Origin of the sequence: Natrarchaeobaculum sulfurireducens, assembly GCF_003430825.1 — an archaeon.
Taxonomy (GTDB): domain Archaea; phylum Halobacteriota; class Halobacteria; order Halobacteriales; family Natrialbaceae; genus Natrarchaeobaculum; species Natrarchaeobaculum sulfurireducens.
In genome coordinates, this window is sequence record NZ_CP024047.1 from 2,279,653 (window position 1) to 2,299,371 (window position 19,719).

Genomic DNA, 19,719 nt, shown 5'->3' on the forward strand with positions numbered 1-19,719 from the left:
AACCGGCGGCTACTCAGCCAGCAAACCCAGAGAGGAGCCACTCACCGTCGTCACCGTTTTCGTCGCCGATGCTTGGAGCGCTGACGAGCACGAACGCGCTCTCGTCGTCGCCGTTTCTGATCTGCCGGGACGACTCCGGCGGGATCCAGAGGGCGTCTCCAGTAGTCATCTCGACCGGCTCGTCGTCGATCACGACCGTCGCCGCCCCCTCGATCAGGACGTAAACCTCCTCGTGGTCATTGTCCGTGTGGTCGTGGGGCTTGCTGTTCCAGCCGGGGTCACACCGAGCAATCGTCACGCCGACCTGCTCGGTCTCGAGGGGATCGGAGAGAAAGTGCATCGCGCTCGAGACCTGATCGACTTCTTCGTAGTTCACCTTCCGGTAGGTCATACGTGACGATTCGGTGGGATCCCAGTAAAACTAGCCCTTCACGGCATGATCTCCCGACGGTCGGGTCGAACGGAAACGAAAATATAGTCTGCGGTTAACGTCGGTCGAGCAGCTCTGTTACGTAGGGCTTCAGGAGCGGTCCGAAGACCATCAACGCGATCAGGATGACCAGTGCGAGTGACAGGGGCTGCTCGAGGGGGTTCACGAAGATCAGCCACGATCCGTCGGAGAGTTGTAACGACCGATCGAGGTTTTGCTCGGCGATGCCACCGAGGACGACCCCGAGGACGAACGCGATAATCGAGTAATCGTACTTTTTCATGTAGTACCCGATCACACCGAGGGCGACGACCGTCCCGACGTCGAGCCAGATCTGGTCGCCGCCACGAAGCGAGTAGGCGCCGACGAGTGCGAGGACGATGATGATCGGAACGATGTAGTCCGTATCGACCTTCGTGATGATGCTCGCACGCGTGACGAACGCGAGTCCCATCACGAGGATGAGGACGTTACCGACCAGAAGGGCGATGAACAGGCTGTAGGTCGTCGCGAGTTCGTCGCTGAACAGCGTCGGACCCGGATTGAGTCCGTGCATCACCAGTCCGCCGAGTAACACTGCCGTTGCAGCACTCCCTGGAATACCGAACGAGAGCGTCGGGATGAGCGAGCCGCCGATAGTCCCGTTGTTGGACGACTCGGCTGCGATCAGTCCGGTCTCGTTACCCTTCTTGAACGAGTCCGGATCCTTCGACGTGCGGACGGCTTCGCCGTACGCAACGAACGTCGAAACCGTCGAACCCGCACCGGGAATCGCTCCGATGATCATCCCGATGTAGCCGGATTTGACCAGGGTGACTGGGTGATTGAGCGTCGCTTTGATCCCAGGAACGATGCCGCCAGAGATCTTCGTATCACTTCGGGAGATGCCGCCTTTCTCACCCGTGAGTTTGAACATCTCGGCGATCGCAAACAGCCCGATCAGCACCGCGACGAAATCGATCCCGTCGTAGAGCATAAATCCGAGATAATCCTCGAACGCGTACCGTGGCGAGACGGTCGTCGTCGACGTCCCGATGGTAGTGAGCATCAGTCCGAACATCCCGGCAGTGAGTCCTTTCACCATCGAGCCCCGGGCGATAACGGTAATCATCGCCAGTCCGAGAAGTGCGATCAGGAAGTACTCGGGCGACTGGAACGCGAGGACCATCTCGACGAGCACTGGTGACAGAATAATCAACGTGATGACGGTAAAGAAGCCGGCAATCGACGACGATGTCGCAGAGATCGCGAGTGCTTTCATCGCCTCACCGTTGCGTGACATCGGATACCCCTCGAAGGTCGTCGCTGCCGCTGCGGAGGTCCCCGGTGCGTTGATGAGAATCGCCGCGATAGCACCGCCGTACATCGCGCCGCTGTAGACGCTCACGAGCAAGATGATCGCGTCACCGCCGTCGAGCGGTACCGTCAGCGGCAACATAATCGCCATCCCAAGCGACGGCCCCAGCCCGGGAAGTGCACCGATGAAGATGCCCAGCAAGATACCACCGACGATCCAGCCAACTGTCGGCCAGCCAAACGCGAGAGAAACCGCTTCCGCAAGTGCCCCGAGCGTCATCGTGGATCACCCGTCATAGCATTCCCCCGAGATCGATGAGCGCACCGCTGTCGATGCCAATACCCAGCACGGCGACGAACCCGAAAGCGGCCACGAAGGCCAGAAGGGAGAGTCCGACGACGGCGTACCAGGGCCGACGCAGAGCGAGGAGGTACACTGCGACGAACACTGGTGCCGTCCAGAGCATCCCGATCAGGTACGAGACGACGACGAACAGGATCGTCAGGGCACCGATGAACAGCGTCCCGTGCATCCAGACCGCTCCCAGATCGACGTATCGAACCTCGCTGTCGGCGTCTGGTTCGTCGGTCCGGATCGGTGGTGCGTCCGTCACCTCACTCGCTGGGTCGTCTCCCGGCGTTTCGACGTCTGTCTCGTCTCCCGGCGTTTCGTCCTCTAATTCGTCGATAGAGCTTGTCTCGTCGAACGCACCTTCTGTATCCTGGACGAGTTTACTCAGCGGCCATGGTAGATACGCTCGCAACAACAACAACGTCGCGCCGATGATCGTTGCCCCGGCGGTAAATCGCGGGAAGGCAGCCGCTCGGTCGCCGAAGGAGAAGGATTCGACGAACATGTAGACTGCCGTCCCCAGAAATACCAGGAGCAGAACGTGCTCCATCGTGAAATGCTTTCGAATCGACTGTATATTCATGACTAGGTATCACCCCCCGTTACCGAGGTTATGAAACGGTGAGTTGGTCGGATTACGACTCGGCTTCTTCGCGGACTGCGTCGAGATCGACGACGTCCGGAACCGTCTCGAGGACGTCGGCGAGGGTCTGCGACGCCTCGTCCGGTCCGCTGTACTCGACGACGTTACCGGTGTCTTCGGCCCATTCCTGGACACCCTCGTCTTCGGTCGCTTGCTCGAGCGCCTCGGCGATCACGTCGATGTGCTCGCTCGGCGTTCCCGGCGGCGCCCAGTAGCTGGGCTGGAGCATCGCCAGTGTGTCGATCGGGTCGCCTTCCTCGGCGTAGCCCTGTTCTGCGATCGACTCGAGGTCGGGGAAGACTGCGCTGCCACCGTCGGGGATGCAGGCAATCGGCTCGAGGCGCCCTTCTTCAGCGCCGGCCAGTGCACCCGAGTCGGTACCGATACCGACGCTGACCTCGTCGGACATGACCGCTTCGGTGACCTCACCGCCACCGTCGTAGGCGATGTAGTCTTCCCACGGCAGGCCGACATCGTCGCGAAGCGTACGGGCGACGACGTCGACCATCGTCCCGACACCCTGGCCGGCGATCTGGCTGAACTCGCCGTCCTCGTAGCGGTCGATGAGGTCGCCGAAGTCTTCGATCTCGTAGTCGGTGTTCGCGTAGATGATGTACGGGAACCGACCGACCGTCGCGACGCCCTCCAGGTCACCGATCTCGTAGGGAGGTTGCTGGACGAGCCACGAGGTCGGCGTCGACGGCGGGTTAAACGCGACGAGCGTGTAGCCGTCGGGTTCGGCCTGGACGACGTCCTGCGTTCCGTTCAGTCCACCGGCACCCGGTTCGTTTTCGAACTGGATCGACACGTCGAGGTGGTCGTCTGCTGCGCCGGCGACCGTTCGTGCGAAGTCGTCGGTTCCCCCACCCTCACCGAACGGGATGACGATCGTGATGTTGTCGGTCGGGAAATCGTCTTCTGCTTCAGCTTCTGCTCCGTCGTCTTCGTCGTCGCCGAGGCACCCAGCGGCGAGTGAGACACCCGCAGTCGCTACTGTTGCGTGCTTCAAAAATCGACGCCTGTTCACTTCTTCCATACCAACTCAGGTTATCGATCACAACAATATAGTTCTTCCCAATGTCGTACGGTTTGGTGATGAACCACAAATCGCAAACATTCGTTGGCGAGGTTCCGCACGAGTATCGGTTTCTCAGCGAAAAATGTGGATAGAATTTCAATTTTTTGTTTGCTGCCAAGGCCCCAACGAGTGCACAGACGACAGCTAGGCGATCGGTACGCGCCGAATATCTGCCGGTTGTTCGTGTCGGCTATCAGCTTTGGGAGATCGGATCGAAACTGTCGACTGGGTTTACCGAGTAGTCGACGGTCAGCACGTCTTGAGTCGCACGAATCTTCCCGACGAACGTCGAGATGTCCTCGAGTGCGCCCTCGAGGACGAACAGTTCCATACAGTAGTGGTCGCCGACGTGACTGTGGAAGTTCGAGGCGACGAGTTCTTCGTGCTCGTGTCGCAGGTGCATCATCCGCTCTTCGACGGTGGTCGTCTCGTAGTCGAACAGGACCGTAACGATCGCCATCAGCTCGCGGTCTTCGAGTCGGGTGTCCTCGAACTCTCCGAGGAGGTTGCGCGAGGCTTCCCTGACGACTTCGCTGCGACCGGTGTAGCCGTGTTCCTCCGCAAACTGGTCGAGTCGCTCGAGAAGGTCATCCGGCATCGAAACGCTGACAACTGCCATATAATAATTCGGCGGCCAGAATATATTAAGGCTTACTATACTATGGCAACGGTTCGTCTCGCTCACCGATTTGGGCCACACAACGTTTCGTGTTCCCGCTCGGAATGCCTGTATGTACCTTCCACACCACACCTGGGAAGAACTCGAGGCGTACATTTCGAGCGAGTCGCTCGCAGTCGTCCCCGTCGGCTCGACCGAACAGCACGGCCCACACTTACCGGAGGGAACGGATTACCTCATCGCGGAGGCGCTTGCACGCGAAGCGACCGATCGAACGGGCTATCTCTGTACGTCGCCAGTTCGGATCGGCGTCAGTCCTCACCACAGACAGTTTCCGGGGACCATGTGGGTCGACGCGCCGGTGTTTCGGGACTACGTCGAGAACTTCTCGCGGAACCTCACCGACCATGGGATCGACCGAATCGTCTACGTCAACGCCCACGGCGGCAACGTCGACCACCTCAGAGAAGTCGGCCGCAGACTCCACGAAGACGGCACCGCCTTCGCGATCGAGTGGATGTGGGACGAGTCCATCCCCCAACTGATCGAGGAGGTCTTCGAGACGCCCGGCCCCCACGGCGGCCCCAAAGAGACGGCGATGATCATGCACATTGCGAGCGAACTCGTCCGCGAGGACCGCCTCGAGGACGCTCGCGACGGTGGCACCGTCTTCGACTACGAGGCCGAACTCGTCCACGGCGCACGGACCTACTACGACGCGATCGAGAACAGTCCGAACGGTGTTTTCGGAGACCAGACTGACGCGACGCCGGAGATCGGTGAGCGGTTGTTCGAAGCCGCGACGGACCAGCTCGTCTCGCTGCTCGAGTGGCTCGACGCCCGATCCGTCGAAACGCTACGCCCTCGCCCACACGTCGATTCATAATTTCCCTACTCCCAAGAGACCGGAACCCACGAGCGGATGCGAGTCTCCACTCCGTATGACGAGAGTGGGTCGACTGGAAGTGACGGTCTCGCCGGTGGATTCCTCTTTTTACGGGTGCTGCGCTGGCCTTATCCGTCCGTGTGTCGTGAAACGCGCAATGAGTGAACGGACCGAATCGCCGAACGGGGGCTTCTGGGAGCCCGAAGGCGGCTGCCGCGCCGCGTGGAACGAGTCACTCGTCGACGCGATCGACGGCGGCGTCTTTCAGCTCGACGCCGACGATCGGATGCTGGCAGTCGACGACGCCCTCCTCGAGCTGACGGGGTTCGACCGCGAGGACCTCGTCGGCGATCCGGTCTCGAGACTGCTGGGCGAGTCGGGCAGTAACCGCCTCGATCGAGCGATAGGATCGGCCAATCGAACGGGAGATGAGACGGTTGCGGAACTCGAGGTCTCGGTCCATACCGCCGACGGACGGTCGGTGGCTCGTGAGCTTCGAACGAAGACGGTCCGCCACGATGGCGGGGTTCACGGGACGGTCGGAATCGTCGGAGCAGTCGATCGACCGACGGCCACACCGGAGCCAGCGTCGGCCACTGCGTTTGAAGGCGCAGCGACGGTGCTCGAGGAGGCCGACGTCGGCGTCTTCGTTCTCGATGACGAGTTCGACGTGGCGTGGATCAACGAGACGACCGAACGCTACTTCGGCGTCGACCGGGATGCCGTCGTCGGACGGGATAAGCGGCGATTGATCGAGGAGACGATCGCCGGTCGACTGGCAGACGCCGACGCGTTCGTCGACACCGTCTTCGCGACCTACGGCGACAACACGTTCGCCGAGCGGTTCGAGTGTCACGTCACCCCTGGACCGGACCGCGAGGCACGCTGGCTCGAACACCGCAGCAGACCGATCGAGTCCGGGCCCTACGCCGGCGGACGCGTCGAACTGTACTACGACGTGACCGACCGACACGAACGCACCGCACAGCTCCAGCGGCTCCACGACGCCGTCCAGGAGTGGATCGGCGGTGACTCCCGGGAGGCAGTCGCCGCAGCGGCGAGCCGTCACATCCAAGAGATCCTCGATCTCGAGGTCAACGGCGTCTTCCTCTACGATCCAGCCACTGAGGAACTCCGGCCGGCGGGCTGGTCCAGCACGGCCGAAACGTTGTTCGGTGAACTCCCGACGTTCGAGGCGGGTGACGCCATCGCCTGGCGCGTCTTCGAAGCTGGCGAACCAGCGCTCATCGACGACGTCACCGCCGATCCGGACGTCTACAACTCGGAGACTCCGATACGAACCGAACTCTGTCTGCCGATCGGAGACCACGGCGTCGTCCTCGTCGGCTCTCCGGAGCGCGACGCCTTCGACGAAAGCGACCGTTCGCTCGCGAACGTCGTCGCCTCGAGCCTCGAAGCGACGTTCGACCGGATTCATCACGAGCGCCAGCTCGAACGCGAACGGACCCAGACCGAACGACTCCTGCAGATGGCACCGATCGGTATCTCCGTCGAGAACGCAGCGGGCGAAACTGTCCTCACCAACCGACGGATACAGACCCGGTTCGGCCCGGAGACGGAAGCAGCCCTCGGCGAGACGGAACTGATCGAGCGGTGGGACGTCTTCGACGCGTCGGGTGAGCCACTCGAGCCCGAGGACGGTCCGTCGGCCCGAGTCAGACGAACCGGTGAGCCGGTGTTCGACACCGAACTCGTCGTCGAGAGTACCGCGGGCGATCGCGGCTGGATCTCGGTCAACGCCGTCCCGGTGTTCGGCCCCGACGGCTCCCTCGAGCGAGTCATCTCGAGTGCGGAAGACGTAACGGCGTTCAAAGAACAGCAGCGCCGCCTCGAGCGACGCAAGAGCGAACTCGAGACCGAGTTGAGCGAGGTCTTCGGCCGTGTCTCAGACGCCTTCTACGCGGTCGACGAGGAGTTTCGGTTCACGCACGTCAACGAACGCGCCGAGGAGTTGCTCGGGTACTCGAGCGACGAACTGGTCGGGGAAGTCCTGTGGGAGGTGTTCCCCGGCGGGAAGCGCTCCGATCTGTACGAGCGATACCACCAGGCGATGGAGACACAGGAGTCGCTGTCCTGGGAGCGATACTCCCGAACGCTCGACATCTGGATGGAAATCCGGGCCTACCCGTCACCGACCGGCCTTTCGGTGTACTTTCGGGACGTCACCGAGCGAAGGAAGTACGAACACAAACTCGAGGAGTCCAACGAGCGCTTAGAGCAGTTCGCCTACGCCGCCTCTCACGACCTTCAAGAACCCCTGCGCATGGTTACCAGCTATCTCCGGTTGATCGAGCGACGCTACGACGACGTACTCGACGAGGACGGCCGGGAGTTCATCGAGTTCGCCGTCGACGGCGCAGACCGGATGCGGGAGATGATCGACGGCCTGTTGGCGTACTCACGGGTCGAGACGCGAGGTGACGAGTTCGAGCCGGTCGATTTAGCGCAGACGCTCGCGGCTGTCCGGCGGGACCTCGAACTGCAGATCGAAGAGTCAAACGCGGAGATCACGGTGGAGTCACTGCCACGCGTCCAGGGAGACCGCAGTCAACTCCGGCAGGTGTTCCAGAACCTGCTCACGAACGCCATCGAGTACAGCGGCAACGACCGGCCCCGGATCACCGTCACCGCCGAGCGAGTCGACGATCCAACCGCGATCGATCGTCGAACGGCCCTGGCCGCTCGAGGAGAGGACGCGTGGGTTGTCTCGGTCAGCGATGACGGTATCGGCATCGACCCCGACGATCACGAGCGAATCTTCGAGGTCTTCCAGCGACTGCACGGCCACGACGATCACGACGGTACCGGCATCGGACTCGCGCTCTGTCAGCGTATCGTCGAGCGCCACGGCGGCGAGATTCAGGTCGACTCGAAACCGGGGGAGGGAGCAACGTTCTCGGTGACGCTTCCGGCTGCGTCGACGTGATCGGTCGGCGGGAGCCAACAGCTATATACCCAGTCGGCTATACGTCCCTCCAAAGCGGTGCACGACGTGATTCCGACAATACTCGGCTCGGATCGACTTCTGCTCGCCGTATCGTTCGCCTGCTTTGCGGTCGCAGGCGCCACGAATACGATTCTCGACGCGACGTCTCTGACACTCGGAGCGACGGCACTCGCCATCGCGGGCGTCTACGGCGTCGCCCTGTACGCAAAGCGGGTGAGCCGGCGGACCCTCGCACAGCTGTCGCTTTCGCTCTGGGTCGCCTTCCTCGCGATCTCGGGGCTCCACGCGATTGGACTCGAGACCGTCGCTGCGGCAGTCCCCGGCAACCCCGAGACGCTCGTCCTTTCGCTAACGGCGATTACGTGGGGAACGCTCCTGATCGCCTCCTCTACGACGGTCTTCCTGGGCTTTCGTGAGTACGGTGCTCCCGCCGGGACCGAAGCCACAGAAGAACAGGTGCTCGAGGGCGATACCTCCGATTACTCGACCCGATAACTGACAGCGATTCCTTCACCGAGTGGGAGCACGACCGTCTCGAACGCCGGGTCCGCCCGCACGGACTCGAGGTAGTCGCCGATGCCGGCCGTGTGGTCGTTCTGGTCCGCCGGTGATCCGCCGTCGACGCGCTCGAGCAGTTTCTCGAACTCGATCGGTCCCGCGGTGATCGCGTTGTCAGCGACGACGACGCCACCTGCAGGCACCTTCTCGCGGATCGCCTCGAAGGCGTCGACGTATCGGTGTTTCTGGTGGTCGATCAGCACCACGTCGAACGGCCCGTCGTAGCGCTCGATCGTCTCGAGGGCATCCCCCAGTTCGTACCGGGCCAGCTCGTCGTAGCCACCCCGACGCATGTACTCGCGGGCCTGTTCGAGTTCGTCCTCGTCGACCTCGGTGAGGACGAGTTCGCCGTCGTCGGGCAGCGCCGCTGCAAACCAGTACGCAGAGTAGCCAAAGCCCGAGCCGAACTCGAAGATCCGCTCGGCGTCGGTCAGTCGAGCGAGCAGGCGAAGCGTTCCGCCGACCTCGGGTCCGACGTGTGGGAACCCCTCGGCTTCGGCGACCTCGTCCATCTCGGTCAGGACCGTGTCGGGGTCCGGCCCGGCGGCCCGTACGAACTGTTCGATCTCGGTCGTGAGAACGTCGACCATGGTCCTCCCTACGGGCGGCGTGACAAAGGCTTCCACCATCTCTTGGCCGGTGGTCGATCGTCCCAGCCATCGTCCGCCGGAGCCCTCTGCTTGCGGTACGTTTTTTGTCGCCTCGAATCGTCTGTCCGGCCGAAATGTCCACGGAGAACCCGCTCGTCGAGGTGGTCGATAACCTCGTCTACGAACCGGTACAGGTCCACGACCACGGGATCGACCTGACGGTGAGCGCGATCTACGAGGTCGCCGCCCCCGGTCGACTCGACTTCGGTGGCGACGAACTCGAGGATGCGGACCTCGAGCCGGTCCCGACCGACCTCCACAATCCGGACGACGAGTACGGCTGGTGGGACCTCGAGGGTGGCCAGTACGTCCTCCAGCACAACGAGTTTCTCACCGACTGTGAGGAGCCGTTGTTCCTTCAGCCGCGAAACGAACTCCTCGCCCGCGGCGGTTCACACCCCTCGGTATTCGTTTCCTCGCACTTGCCGTTGATTCCGCTTTCGGTCGCCGGAAGCGGCTTGTGCCTCAAGGAGAACGCACGGGTGTCGACGCTCGTTCCAGCCGGCGATCGCTCGCGTCATACGCAGTGATATGGTAACAACTGCACCGAGTTGCACACTGATCGCCGATCCGTCTGTCGATCGGGTGTACACTGACGGCCAGTGGCTACCAGAGGCGCTGTGCGCAAGCGTCATACGAGCCAGGAGAGTGGACACACGAGCGAACCGGCACCGACCAACAAGCGGAGTCCGATCGTAGCGCCGATCGACCGGCTCCTTTTAAACGTCCCAGATATCGTGGTACGGCTACCATGATGATGGGGAGTCTCATAGTAGGTATGGAGCAGTACGAATTCAGGTGCCCTGCCTGTGCTACGCAGTTTCCCGTCGACAGCCCGGTCCTCGATGCGACCGTCGAGAACGGCTGTCCGCTGTGTGGACAGCCGGTGAGCACTGACCACTTCGTCCCGTGTTGACCAGCCAACTCGAGTCCACACCGATCGGGTAGCTCGTCGTGGCCGCATGACCGATCGATCGAACGGTGCTCGAGTAACCCACCACTTTTCTCCATCGGAAACTGATCCGAAGGCGACGCCGACGCGATTACGAACCCCAATGCGGGTGACTCGAGGGTATTTACGTGCTTGTTCCTAAGCTGGCCTCATGTACCAGAACGTCCTGATTCCCACGGATGGGGGCGATGGGACCCGTCGGTCTATCGAACATGGATTGACGCTCGCAGACCGGTTCGACGCGACAGTTCATGCCCTGTCTGTCGTTCCAGAGGGGCCGTTCGGGACGTTCGAAGGCGAGCGTGCGACGGTGGCAGCTGAGCGTGCAATCGAACAGGTCGCGATCGAAGCGGACACACACGGTATCGAGGCCGCAACGGCGGTCGAATACGGCATCCCTCACGAGGAGATCCTCGCCTACGTCGACGCGAACGACGTGGACGTGATCGTCATGGGAACTCAGGGTCGAACGGGCCTCGATCGTGTCCTCGTGGGCAGCGTCACCGAACGAATCGTCCGCATGGCGGACGTCCCGGTTGTGACCGTCAAACTCACCGACGATCTCCGGATTCAGGACAGCGACGAGGTCGAGCGAATCGCGACAGCCGAGGCCAACCAGGCAGGCTACGACGACGTCACCGTCATCGACGACCCACACCGAACGTCTGCTTCCTGGGTGGTTTCCCTCGAGGCCGACGGAGACTCCGTTCAGGTCCACGTCGACGCCGTCTCCGGTGAGTCACGGATCGCGAGATCACAGGATACCGAGCGGTCGAAGTAGCGATTCTCGAGACGTGTTCGTGTGTGTCATTTTCGTCCTCACAACGTCGATCGGGTTCGGAACGAAACACCTTTTCGACTCGCTAACTAACCAGTTAGTCAGTGTCTGCAGGTCACGCGTACGGGACAGTTACGGGTCGCCGGCTCCGATCCGATTCAACCGAGAGCCGATGCGAACCGACGAGCCAGGCGTCCAATTGCGAGTTACTCCACGTGCTGACTCGTAGCTCGAGGGCGACCGGAAGGCCGTTCGAACTGGGAGTGACTGCCCGGACGACGGGCGGCGAGTGTTCGATCGCTAGCTGTCGTCGTCCCGGCTTTCGTGCCCGGATCTACCGAGCACACGAGGGCCGATGAGTCAGTCTCGAGATCGCGCGGTGGACGTCACCGATGGGGAGCTGTTCAAGCCGTTGATGGTGCTTTCGGCTCCGATTGTCGCCTCACAGTTGCTCAACGTCGGGTACAATCTGGCGGATACGTACTGGGTCGGCCGACTCGGCGGTGACGCCATTGCAGCCCTGTCGTTCTCGTGGGCCGTTGTCTTCCTGATGATCAGCGTCGGCGGCGGGCTCACCGTCGCCGGGACGGTGCTCATCGCCCAGCACAAGGGAGCCGAGAACTTCCGGAAGGCGAGTCACGTCGCGGGACAGACTCTCTCGTTCGTGACGATTGTTGCACTGGCGTTCGCCGCCGTCGGCTACGTCGCGACGCCGTGGCTCATGCAGTTGATCGGCGCGGAACCCGGAACGGACGCGTTCGTCTACGCCGTCGGCTACACCCGAATCATGTTCATCGGTATCGCGTTCATGTTCTGGTTTTTCATCTTCGATGCCCTCTCGAGAGGCTGGGGCGACACCCGAACACCGCTGTATCTGATGGCCGTCAGTGTCGCGCTCAACGTCATCATTGACCCGTTTCTGATCCTCGGCTTTCAGGAGAACCCGCTGTTCGCCTGGGTGGGCGCGACCGACCTCGAGGCGTCGCTGTACGCCGCGACCGGCTTCGACGGCTGGGGGGTCGAAGGCGCTGCCGTAGCGACGATCATCTCCCGTGGCGTGGCCGCGGCGGCCGGGCTCACGATGCTGTTTACCGGCCGCGTGGGGCTCGAGCCGTCGCGTTCCGACCTGTGGCTCGACTGGGGGACGGTTCGACGTATCTTCGACATCGGGGCACCGATCGCGACCGAGCAAGGATTTCGCGCGTTCGGCATCACCGTCCTGACCGCGATCATCGCCCTCGTCGGAACGGAAGCCGTCGCCGCCTACGGTATCGTGACGCGGCTTTCCTCGTTGCTGTTCATGCCCGCGCTGGGACTGGCCCGCGGCACCGAGACCGTCGTCGGACAAAATCTCGGGGCCAGACAGGTCGATCGCGCCAGGCGAGCCGTCACGCTCAGCTCGATCGTCATCGTCGCCGCGTTCACGGTTGCCATCGCCATCGCGTATCCGCTCGCCGAACCGATCGCCGCCGTCTTCATCGAGGATGGAACCGAAAACGCAGCGCAAGTCGTCGAGTACGCCGCTGCCTACGTCCTCATCGCCGGTCCGTCGTACCTCTTTCTCGGCGTCTTCCAGATCCTGCTGGGCGGGCTCCGTGGCAGCGGGTCGACGCGCGCTGCGATGGTGCTCTCGATCCAGGAGCTGTGGGTCTGGCGTCTCCCGATCGCCGTCGTCTGCGTCACGATTCTGGGGATGGGTGTAATCGGCGTCTGGTACGCCATTGCGATTTCCTACGTCGTTTCGGCGATCGTTACGGCGGTCTGGTTCCTCCGTGGAACCTGGACTGACGCCGTCGTCGAGGAAGGCACACCGTCGACGACAGGGGACTGACCCAGACCGTCGTCGGCCGCCTCGAGGTCAGCGCCACCTACTCCATGCAGGATAATTTACTGGGGGTCGGACAGCTCTTCCCGACCAAGACGGTTCCCTGCTCGAGCGCCCGATCCGTCGCTGACGACGAATATCTCGATCCGTCGCTGACGACGAACATCCCGATCCGTGGAGGCCGTTCACCGTGTCTCGTTGGGGACGACCAACACTGGCCGGTCAGTGTCGAGGATCACTGCCTGTGCAACGCTACCGAACAGCACCTTCCCGACCGGAGTGTGTTTCGAGACGCCGAGGACGATCTCGTCGCTGTCGAGTTCCGCTGCGGCATCGATGATCGTCTCGGCGGGCGTTCCAACGGTCTCGTGGACCGCGTACGCCATCCCGGCGTCCTCGAGGACTTCAATAGCGGCCTCGACCGATGCTGGAAGCCGATCGACCTCCCGGATCACGTCGGCCATCTCCTCGGCGTACGTCTCGAAGAAGCCGCCGACCGCCCACTCGGCGTCGGGCAGCGAGACCTCCTGATGGACGTGGAGGATATCGACCACGTGGTCGTCGGCCGCACCCTTGACGATCGCCTCGGCCTGTGCGCGGACCCGCGACCGTCTCTCATCAGCGGTGAGCAACACCCGGTACATGACCCGCCGTACCACCTCCAGTAACAAAGCTCTCGTCACGAGAGCCACGTTGGGCGGTTCGGACTGGCTTACTTTTCAGCACCCTCGAGAAATCGCCATGGAAGCCTTATGTGCGCCCCTAGCAACTATCCTAATTGATTATGATGTACGTGTTCGAGGCGTGTCGCCGCGGTACTCGGGAGGTCGGGTCAGCCCTCTGGCGTTCTAGCGCCCGAACGAAAGCGTATCTCAGCCTCGATGGCCCGACGATCGCCGCCGACATCGCGAGCGGGGAACTCCGCGCCGATGTGCCGGACGATCCGGCTGCAACCCGGCGGTTCGCGGGCGACGACAGCGGAGACGGCTCACGCGACCTCGCTGGCGATCCACCCGATCCGGACGATCTCGAGGGCGACGACGATTCACCGTTCGACGTGGGTGGGGGCTACGGGCTGCGCCAACAGGTCAGCCTCCTGCTTGGCCCCCTTCTGTTCGCGCTGATCTATTTTTCGCCGACGCCAGCGGGACTCCCACCGGAGGGGGAAGCCGTCGCTGCCGTCACCGTCTGGGTGGCCGTCTGGTGGGTGGGCGAGGCGATCCCGATCCCGGCGACGTCGCTGCTACCGATCGTTCTCTTCCCGCTAACCGGCGCGTTGCCGGTCGCCGAGACGACCCCGTCGTACGCCAACCCGCTGATCTTCCTCTTTATGGGTGGGTTTTTCCTCGCGATGGCGATGCAGCGGTGGGGGCTCCACCGCCGGATCGCCCTCCGGACGATCGCATTCGTGGGCAGTTCACCCTCCCGGCTTATCCTCGGGTTCATGATCGCGACGGCGTTTCTCTCGATGTGGGTCTCGAACAGCGCGACCGTGATGATGATGGTCCCGATCGCACTGGCGGTGATCTACCAGACCGCAGACCTGATCGACGAGACCGACCTCGAGATCGCCACCGGCGAGGGCGAGTTCTCCTTCGGCATCGCGCTGATGCTGTGTATCGCCTACGGTGCCTCGGTCGGTGGTGTCGGCACGCTCATCGGCACGCCGCCGAACATCCTCTTTGCGGGCCAGGCTGGCGAGCTGTTCGGCGAGACGATCGGCTTTGCCGAGTGGATGCGCTACGGCGTGCCCATCTCGATCGTCGGGATCGTGAGCGTCTACCTCTACGTTACTCGTGTGGCGATGCGCCCGCAGTTTTCCGAGCTGCCGGTCGGCGCGGAGACGATCGAGCGCCAACTCAGCGACCTCGGTGCGATGTCGAGCCAGGAGCGGCTGGTGCTCGTCGTCTTCGTTGGAATGGCCGCGAGCTGGATCGGCGCGAGCCTGATCGATCAGGCTGGGCTGGTCGCGGTGCCCGACGACGTCGACTCGATCGTCGCGATCGCGGGCGCGCTCGTGCTCTTTACGTTACCGACGAGGACCGAAGACGGCGAGCACACGTTCGTCCTCGACTGGGCGAACGCGGTCGACATCCCCTGGGGCGTGATCCTCCTGTTCGGTGGCGGGCTCGCGATCGCCGCCGGCTTCGGCGAGACCGGCCTCGCGGTCTGGATCGGTGAGAGCCTTCGCGCGCTCGAGGGGATTTCGATGGTCCTCATTTTGCTTTCGGTCGTCGCGATGACGATCTTTCTCACCGAGATCACCTCGAACACGGCGACGACCGCGATGTTGATGCCGATACTGGCCGGTGTCGCGGTCGGCATCGGCATCCACCCCTACGGACTGATGATCGCCGCGGCGACGGCGGCCTCGTTCGCGTTCATGCTCCCGGTCGCGACGCCACCGAACGCGATCGTCTTCGGCAGCGGCTACATCACCCTCCCGCAGATGGCCCGCGTCGGTATCGGCCTCAACGTCCTCGGCATCATCCTGATAACGATCGTGGCAGTGCTGTGGCTCCCGCTCGCATGGGGAATCGACATGACAACGTTGCCAACGGCGTTCCTCGAGGAGTGGGGATCGTGAAATACCTCGGGAGCAAGCCCCGAGACACTCTCGCTGTCTCTCTGTAGCCCCGTCATCGACGCCAGTCTCGTTCACCTCGGTTGCATCACCGAGCGACGGCGACCACTACCAGCCCAACCAAGGCCGCGACGGCACCGAAACGGGCGATCGACTCGACGAGTCGTCCGCGACGAAGCCTACTCGAGAACGACGAGTACGTCGCCCATATCGACGCTTTGGTTTTCCTCGACGGCGATCTCGGAGACGGTGCCGCCGCGTGAGGCGACGATGTCGTTTTCCATCTTCATGGCCTCGAGAACGACGAGCACGTCACCCGCAGCGACCTCGTCGCCTTCCTCGACTTCGACTGAGAGGATCGTCCCCTGCATCTCGGCGTCGACGGTTTCGCCGTCACCCGCGAACTCCTCGCTGTCCGTGCTGTCGCCGCCAGCCGGCTGTGGTGGACTCGCCTGAGCGCCGCCGACATCGACGTCGCCCGCGGGAATTGCCGGTGCACCGTGTTCCTCGAGTTCGACCTCGAAGCGTTTGCCGTTGACCTCGACCGTGAACTCGCGCTCGACGCTCTCTTCGTCCTCACTCGAGCCGTCGCCGGTGTCGCCACCCCACTGCTGTTGGGCTTCTTCGATCCGGCTCGTGTCCATCTCCTCGTCGAGATACTTCGTCGTATGCGTACTCGCGACGAACTCCTCGTCGGTGAGCATCAGCCGGTGGAACGGGATGATCGTCGGGATGCCACCGATTTCGTACTCCCGCAGGGCGCGCATGGAGCGATCGATACACTCCTCGCGGTCTTCACCCCAGACGATCAGCTTCGCGATCATCGAGTCGTAGTCGGTGACGAGTTCGTCGCCCTGTTTCAGGGCGTCATCGAGTCGAACGCCGAGCCCGCCCGGCGGGTCGTACGTCTCTAACGTTCCGCCGGTTGCGGGCGCGAAGTCCTCGGCGGCGTTCTCGGCGTTGATCCGGAACTCCATCGCGTGGCCGTCGATTTCGACGTCGTCCTGCTCGAAGTCGAGTTCTTCGCCCGCGGCCACCCGAAGCTGGCGCTTGACGATGTCGATGCCCGTAATCTCCTCGGTGACACAGTGTTCGACCTGAATCCGCGTGTTGACCTCGAGGAAGTAGAAGTTCGTCTCAGGGCCGAGCGGTCCGTCACGGTCGGGGTCTTCCTCGACGAGGAACTCGACGGTGCCCGCGTTCGTGTAGTCGGCGGCGGCGACGCCCCGACGGGCGGCTTCGCCGATCTTCTCGCGCAGTTCGTCAGAAAGGGCCGCCGATGGGCCTTCCTCGATGACCTTCTGGTGTCGGCGCTGCAGCGAACAATCACGCTCGCCGAGATGACGGACGTTCCCGTGGTGGTCGGCGACGATCTGGACCTCGATGTGACGTGGCTGTTCGAGATAGCGCTCGAGGTAGACCGAGTCGTTGTCGAAGTAGGCCTCCCCCTCGCGTTTGGCGCTCTCGAGTTGGTCTTCGACCTCGCTTTCGTCCCAGACGACTTTCATCCCGCGGCCACCACCACCGCCTTCGGCCTTGATAGCGATCGGGTAGCCGTGTTCTTCACCGAACGATTTCACCTCCTCGGGTTCGGTGACCGGTTCGGTCGTCCCCGGAACGATCGGCACGTCCGCCTCGGTCATGATCGTGCGGGCTTTGGTCTTCTCGCCGAGGCTCTCCATCGCCTCGCTCGAGGGACCGATCCAGGTGATCCCGTCGGCCGCCTCGACCTTGCTCGCGAACTCGGCGTTCTCGGCGAGGAAGCCGTAGCCGGGGTGGATCGCGTCGGCGTCGGCCTTGCGAGCCGCCTCGATGACCGCCTCGTGGTCGAGGTAGGAGTCGGCCGCGCGGGCGGGGCCGACGTTGTACGCCTCGTCCGCATATCGGACGTGTCCCGAGTCTTTGTCCGCCTCCGAGTAGATGGCGACCGTTCCGACGTTGAGTTCCTCACACGCACGCATCACTCGAACGGCGATCTCTCCGCGGTTCGCCACCAGAACCTTCCTGAACATTCCTGGGAAAACGGTCGCGGGGGACCCACCTTACTTTTTCGCAACGGGTCGGGTGTCAGGGCAAAAATCGCCGTCGCTCACAGCTGGGTCGGTCCGCGGTCGATGGGCGAGCGCTGTACAGTCGGTCTCCGACCGCCGTCCTATCGCCCAGACTCGAGGGAAACTGTCCGGACGAAACCGGTCAGAACCGACCCGTCCGTCCAGCAGCCGTCCACGGGTCGGTCGGTGCATTACGCGGCGTCCGGACGCGACGTTGCTGCTGGGTGCGGATGCGGCCGCCGAAGGCCCACCGTTTCCCGTCCCACGTCTCTTCATCCGCGGCCGCTGCCGCAGCGGCTGCCAGGGCGTGGTCGTGGAGGTGAGCCCCGATCGCAGCCGCGATGGCGGCCGCCTCTTCGTCGGTCGCGTCGTCGGGAAGCTGGAACTCGAGGTCGGCAGGGAGAACTCCCGCGGCCGGTCCGGCGGTGGCACTGGCGTCGTCCGCCCCGGTTTCCGAAGGGTCGGCTCCGTCGGCCTGGTTTGTCGATGCCATTGGCGCTTACAGCGGGATGTTGCCGTGTTTCTTGTCCGGATTGGACTCGCGTTTCGTCTCGAGCATCTCGAGGTCGTCGATCAGCCGCGGACGGGTCTCAGTCGGGAGGATGACGTCGTCGAGAAAGCCCTTGTCCGTTGCAGTGTACGGGTTGGCGAACTCTTCGCGGTACTCCTCGATGAGTTCGTCGCGCAGTTCGTCGGGGGTGTCGGACTCCGCGAGTTCCTTGCGGTAGAGGATGTTGACTGCACCCTGTGGACCCATGACGGCGATCTCCGCCGTGGGCCAGGCGTAGTTGACATCGGCACCGAGGTTCTTCGACGCCATGACACAGTACGCGCCACCGTAGGCTTTCCGGGTGATGACGGTGAGCAGTGGAACGGTCGCCTCCGAGTACGCGTACAGGAGTTTGGCACCGTGTCGGATGATACCACGGTGTTCCTGGTCGGTGCCGGGCATGTACCCGGGCACGTCGACGAAGGTGACGATGGGGATGTTAAAGGAGTCACAGAAGCGCACGAAGCGTGACCCCTTCATCGAGGCGTCGACGGTGAGGGTACCCGCGTTGACCCGTGGCTGGTTCGCGACGATACCGACGGATCGCCCGTCGAGTCGGCCGAAGCCGACGACGATGTTCTGAGCGTAGTTCTCCGCGACCTCGAAGAACGAGCCCTCGTCGACGACGCTGTCGATGACGTTGACCATGTCGTAGGGCTTCTGTGCGCTCTCGGGGACGATCGACTCGAGCGCCTCGTCGCGGCGGTCGCGGTCGTCCCACGGCTCGACTCGGGGTGGGTCCTCGACGTTGTTCTGTGGGAGATACGAGAGTAGCCGTTTGATGTCGTCGAGTGCCTGCTCTTCGTCCTCGCAGGCGAACTGGGCGACGCCGGTCTTGTCGGCGTGGGTCATGGCCCCACCGAGTTCTTCGTGTGTGACCTCTTCACCGGTGACGGTCTTCGTGACGCCTGGTCCGGTGATGTACATGTGGCTCGTATCTTTCACCATGAAGATGAAGTCGGTGATCGACGGCGAGTAGACTGCACCACCGGCACACGGTCCCATAATCCCGGATATCTGGGGAACGACGCCGCTTGCCTCCTGGTTGCGCCGGAAGATTTCGGTGAAGCCGGCGAGACTCTTGACACCTTCCTGAATTCGCGCGCCAGCGGAGTCGTTGAGGCCGACGATCGGTGCGCCGACTTCCATCGCCATGTCCATAACCTTACATATCTTCTCAGCGAAGACCTCACCGAGCGAGCCGCCAAAGACCGTAAAATCGTGAGCGAAGACGAACACCGTCCGACCGTTGACCTCACCGTAGCCCGTAACGACGCCGTCACCCGGGACTTTCTTCTCTTCCATCCCGAACTGGCTCGTCTGGTGGGTCCGAAGCTGGTCGAACTCGGTGAAGGTGCCCTCATCGAGGAAGTAATCGATCCGCTCGCGAGCGGTCATCTTCCCCTTGTCGTGTTGTTTCTCGATTCGCTCTTCTCCACCGCCAAGCCGTGCCTCTTCACGGAGCTCCTCGAGTTCGTCGATTCGATCTTCCATCGTCA

Annotated in this window: 18 protein-coding genes; 8 read left to right on the forward strand and 10 right to left on the reverse strand. The window is 62.9% G+C overall.

Going from position 1 to position 19,719, the window contains the following annotated elements; genetic code table 11:
• Positions 1 to 13 precede the first annotated feature (13 nt).
• The 5 genes from AArc1_RS12375 to nikR all read right to left on the reverse strand — a co-directional run bounded on the left by AArc1_RS12375 (position 14) and on the right by nikR (position 4,418).
• Positions 14 to 391, reverse strand: a complete 378-nt coding sequence (locus AArc1_RS12375; RefSeq protein WP_117364661.1) for a cupin domain-containing protein — start codon at positions 389 to 391, stop codon at positions 14 to 16.
• Positions 392 to 485: 94 nt separating this feature from the next.
• On the reverse strand, positions 486 to 2,006 hold the full coding sequence (locus AArc1_RS12380) for a tripartite tricarboxylate transporter permease (RefSeq protein WP_117364662.1): 1,521 nt from the start codon (positions 2,004 to 2,006) through the stop codon (positions 486 to 488).
• 13 nt (positions 2,007 to 2,019) lie between these two features.
• Positions 2,020 to 2,628, reverse strand: coding sequence for a hypothetical protein (locus AArc1_RS12385; RefSeq protein WP_117364663.1), 609 nt, complete (start codon positions 2,626 to 2,628; stop codon positions 2,020 to 2,022).
• Between the two features lie 85 nt (positions 2,629 to 2,713).
• Positions 2,714 to 3,757: a Bug family tripartite tricarboxylate transporter substrate binding protein gene (locus tag AArc1_RS12390; RefSeq protein WP_117364664.1), complete on the reverse strand. Its 1,044-nt coding sequence runs from the start codon at positions 3,755 to 3,757 to the stop codon at positions 2,714 to 2,716.
• Between the two features lie 235 nt (positions 3,758 to 3,992).
• Positions 3,993 to 4,418 (reverse strand): nickel-responsive transcriptional regulator NikR, encoded by a 426-nt coding sequence (gene nikR, locus AArc1_RS12395; RefSeq protein WP_117364665.1) that lies wholly within the window; start codon positions 4,416 to 4,418, stop codon positions 3,993 to 3,995.
• 112 nt (positions 4,419 to 4,530) lie between these two features.
• On the opposite strand from nikR, the gene AArc1_RS12400 reads away from it, so the two are divergent.
• The 3 genes from AArc1_RS12400 (at position 4,531) to AArc1_RS12410 (ending at position 8,767) form a co-directional block, all read left to right on the forward strand.
• Complete coding sequence (locus AArc1_RS12400; protein WP_117364666.1) at positions 4,531 to 5,304, forward strand: creatininase family protein; 774 nt, start codon at positions 4,531 to 4,533, stop codon at positions 5,302 to 5,304.
• 157 nt (positions 5,305 to 5,461) lie between these two features.
• On the forward strand, positions 5,462 to 8,251 hold the full coding sequence (locus AArc1_RS12405; RefSeq protein WP_117364667.1) for a PAS domain S-box protein: 2,790 nt from the start codon (positions 5,462 to 5,464) through the stop codon (positions 8,249 to 8,251).
• A 57-nt stretch (positions 8,252 to 8,308) separates the two neighbouring features.
• Complete coding sequence (locus AArc1_RS12410) at positions 8,309 to 8,767, forward strand: hypothetical protein (protein WP_186336599.1); 459 nt, start codon at positions 8,309 to 8,311, stop codon at positions 8,765 to 8,767.
• Here the strand turns inward: AArc1_RS12410 and AArc1_RS12415 are convergent.
• A complete protein-coding gene (locus AArc1_RS12415) occupies positions 8,752 to 9,420 on the reverse strand; it encodes an O-methyltransferase (protein WP_117364668.1) in 669 nt (222 codons plus the stop codon). The genes AArc1_RS12410 and AArc1_RS12415 overlap by 16 nt on opposite strands.
• Before the next feature lie 134 nt (positions 9,421 to 9,554).
• Between AArc1_RS12415 and AArc1_RS12420 the strand changes: the two genes are divergently transcribed.
• From AArc1_RS12420 to AArc1_RS12435, 4 genes are all read left to right on the forward strand, one after another.
• Positions 9,555 to 10,010 carry a dCTP deaminase/dUTPase family protein gene (locus AArc1_RS12420; RefSeq protein ID WP_117364669.1) on the forward strand — a complete coding sequence of 152 codons (456 nt, stop codon included), beginning with the start codon at positions 9,555 to 9,557 and terminating at the stop codon, positions 10,008 to 10,010.
• A 248-nt stretch (positions 10,011 to 10,258) separates the two neighbouring features.
• A complete protein-coding gene (locus tag AArc1_RS12425; protein WP_117364670.1) occupies positions 10,259 to 10,396 on the forward strand; it encodes a DUF7560 family zinc ribbon protein in 138 nt (45 codons plus the stop codon).
• Between the two features lie 187 nt (positions 10,397 to 10,583).
• Positions 10,584 to 11,213, forward strand: a complete 630-nt coding sequence (locus AArc1_RS12430) for a universal stress protein (RefSeq protein ID WP_117364671.1) — start codon at positions 10,584 to 10,586, stop codon at positions 11,211 to 11,213.
• A 352-nt stretch (positions 11,214 to 11,565) separates the two neighbouring features.
• On the forward strand, positions 11,566 to 13,041 hold the full coding sequence (locus AArc1_RS12435; RefSeq protein ID WP_117364672.1) for an MATE family efflux transporter: 1,476 nt from the start codon (positions 11,566 to 11,568) through the stop codon (positions 13,039 to 13,041).
• Positions 13,042 to 13,220: 179 nt separating this feature from the next.
• On the opposite strand, the gene AArc1_RS12440 is transcribed toward AArc1_RS12435, so the two are convergent.
• On the reverse strand, positions 13,221 to 13,679 hold the full coding sequence (locus tag AArc1_RS12440) for a universal stress protein (RefSeq protein ID WP_117364673.1): 459 nt from the start codon (positions 13,677 to 13,679) through the stop codon (positions 13,221 to 13,223).
• Between the two features lie 143 nt (positions 13,680 to 13,822).
• Between AArc1_RS12440 and AArc1_RS12445 the strand changes: the two genes are divergently transcribed.
• Complete coding sequence (locus AArc1_RS12445) at positions 13,823 to 15,622, forward strand: SLC13 family permease (RefSeq protein ID WP_394341244.1); 1,800 nt, start codon at positions 13,823 to 13,825, stop codon at positions 15,620 to 15,622.
• Between the two features lie 176 nt (positions 15,623 to 15,798).
• On the opposite strand, the gene AArc1_RS12450 is transcribed toward AArc1_RS12445, so the two are convergent.
• The 3 genes from AArc1_RS12450 to AArc1_RS12460 all read right to left on the reverse strand — a co-directional run bounded on the left by AArc1_RS12450 (position 15,799) and on the right by AArc1_RS12460 (position 19,714).
• Positions 15,799 to 17,631: an acetyl-CoA carboxylase biotin carboxylase subunit gene (locus AArc1_RS12450; RefSeq protein ID WP_117364675.1), complete on the reverse strand. Its 1,833-nt coding sequence runs from the start codon at positions 17,629 to 17,631 to the stop codon at positions 15,799 to 15,801.
• A 181-nt stretch (positions 17,632 to 17,812) separates the two neighbouring features.
• On the reverse strand, positions 17,813 to 18,163 hold the full coding sequence (locus tag AArc1_RS12455) for a hypothetical protein (RefSeq protein WP_117364676.1): 351 nt from the start codon (positions 18,161 to 18,163) through the stop codon (positions 17,813 to 17,815).
• Positions 18,164 to 18,169: 6 nt separating this feature from the next.
• A complete protein-coding gene (locus AArc1_RS12460; protein WP_117365886.1) occupies positions 18,170 to 19,714 on the reverse strand; it encodes an acyl-CoA carboxylase subunit beta in 1,545 nt (514 codons plus the stop codon).
• Positions 19,715 to 19,719 lie beyond the last annotated feature (5 nt).

Coding starts and splice junctions, on each gene's coding strand:
- AArc1_RS12460 (WP_117365886.1), bottom strand. CDS start 19,714: ATGGAAGATCGAATCGACGAACTCGAGGAGCTCCGTGAAGAGGCACGG.
- AArc1_RS12430 (WP_117364671.1), top strand. CDS start 10,584: ATGTACCAGAACGTCCTGATTCCCACGGATGGGGGCGATGGGACCCGT.
- AArc1_RS12400 (WP_117364666.1), top strand. CDS start 4,531: ATGTACCTTCCACACCACACCTGGGAAGAACTCGAGGCGTACATTTCG.
- AArc1_RS12450 (WP_117364675.1), bottom strand. CDS start 17,631: ATGTTCAGGAAGGTTCTGGTGGCGAACCGCGGAGAGATCGCCGTTCGA.
- AArc1_RS12425 (WP_117364670.1), top strand. CDS start 10,259: ATGGAGCAGTACGAATTCAGGTGCCCTGCCTGTGCTACGCAGTTTCCC.
- AArc1_RS12440 (WP_117364673.1), bottom strand. CDS start 13,679: ATGTACCGGGTGTTGCTCACCGCTGATGAGAGACGGTCGCGGGTCCGC.
- AArc1_RS12405 (WP_117364667.1), top strand. CDS start 5,462: ATGAGTGAACGGACCGAATCGCCGAACGGGGGCTTCTGGGAGCCCGAA.
- AArc1_RS12445 (WP_394341244.1), top strand. CDS start 13,823: ATGTACGTGTTCGAGGCGTGTCGCCGCGGTACTCGGGAGGTCGGGTCA.
- AArc1_RS12380 (WP_117364662.1), bottom strand. CDS start 2,006: ATGACGCTCGGGGCACTTGCGGAAGCGGTTTCTCTCGCGTTTGGCTGG.
- AArc1_RS12435 (WP_117364672.1), top strand. CDS start 11,566: ATGAGTCAGTCTCGAGATCGCGCGGTGGACGTCACCGATGGGGAGCTG.
- AArc1_RS12390 (WP_117364664.1), bottom strand. CDS start 3,757: ATGGAAGAAGTGAACAGGCGTCGATTTTTGAAGCACGCAACAGTAGCG.
- nikR (WP_117364665.1), bottom strand. CDS start 4,418: ATGGCAGTTGTCAGCGTTTCGATGCCGGATGACCTTCTCGAGCGACTC.
- AArc1_RS12415 (WP_117364668.1), bottom strand. CDS start 9,420: ATGGTCGACGTTCTCACGACCGAGATCGAACAGTTCGTACGGGCCGCC.
- AArc1_RS12385 (WP_117364663.1), bottom strand. CDS start 2,628: ATGGAGCACGTTCTGCTCCTGGTATTTCTGGGGACGGCAGTCTACATG.
- AArc1_RS12420 (WP_117364669.1), top strand. CDS start 9,555: ATGTCCACGGAGAACCCGCTCGTCGAGGTGGTCGATAACCTCGTCTAC.
- AArc1_RS12375 (WP_117364661.1), bottom strand. CDS start 391: ATGACCTACCGGAAGGTGAACTACGAAGAAGTCGATCAGGTCTCGAGC.
- AArc1_RS12455 (WP_117364676.1), bottom strand. CDS start 18,163: ATGGCATCGACAAACCAGGCCGACGGAGCCGACCCTTCGGAAACCGGG.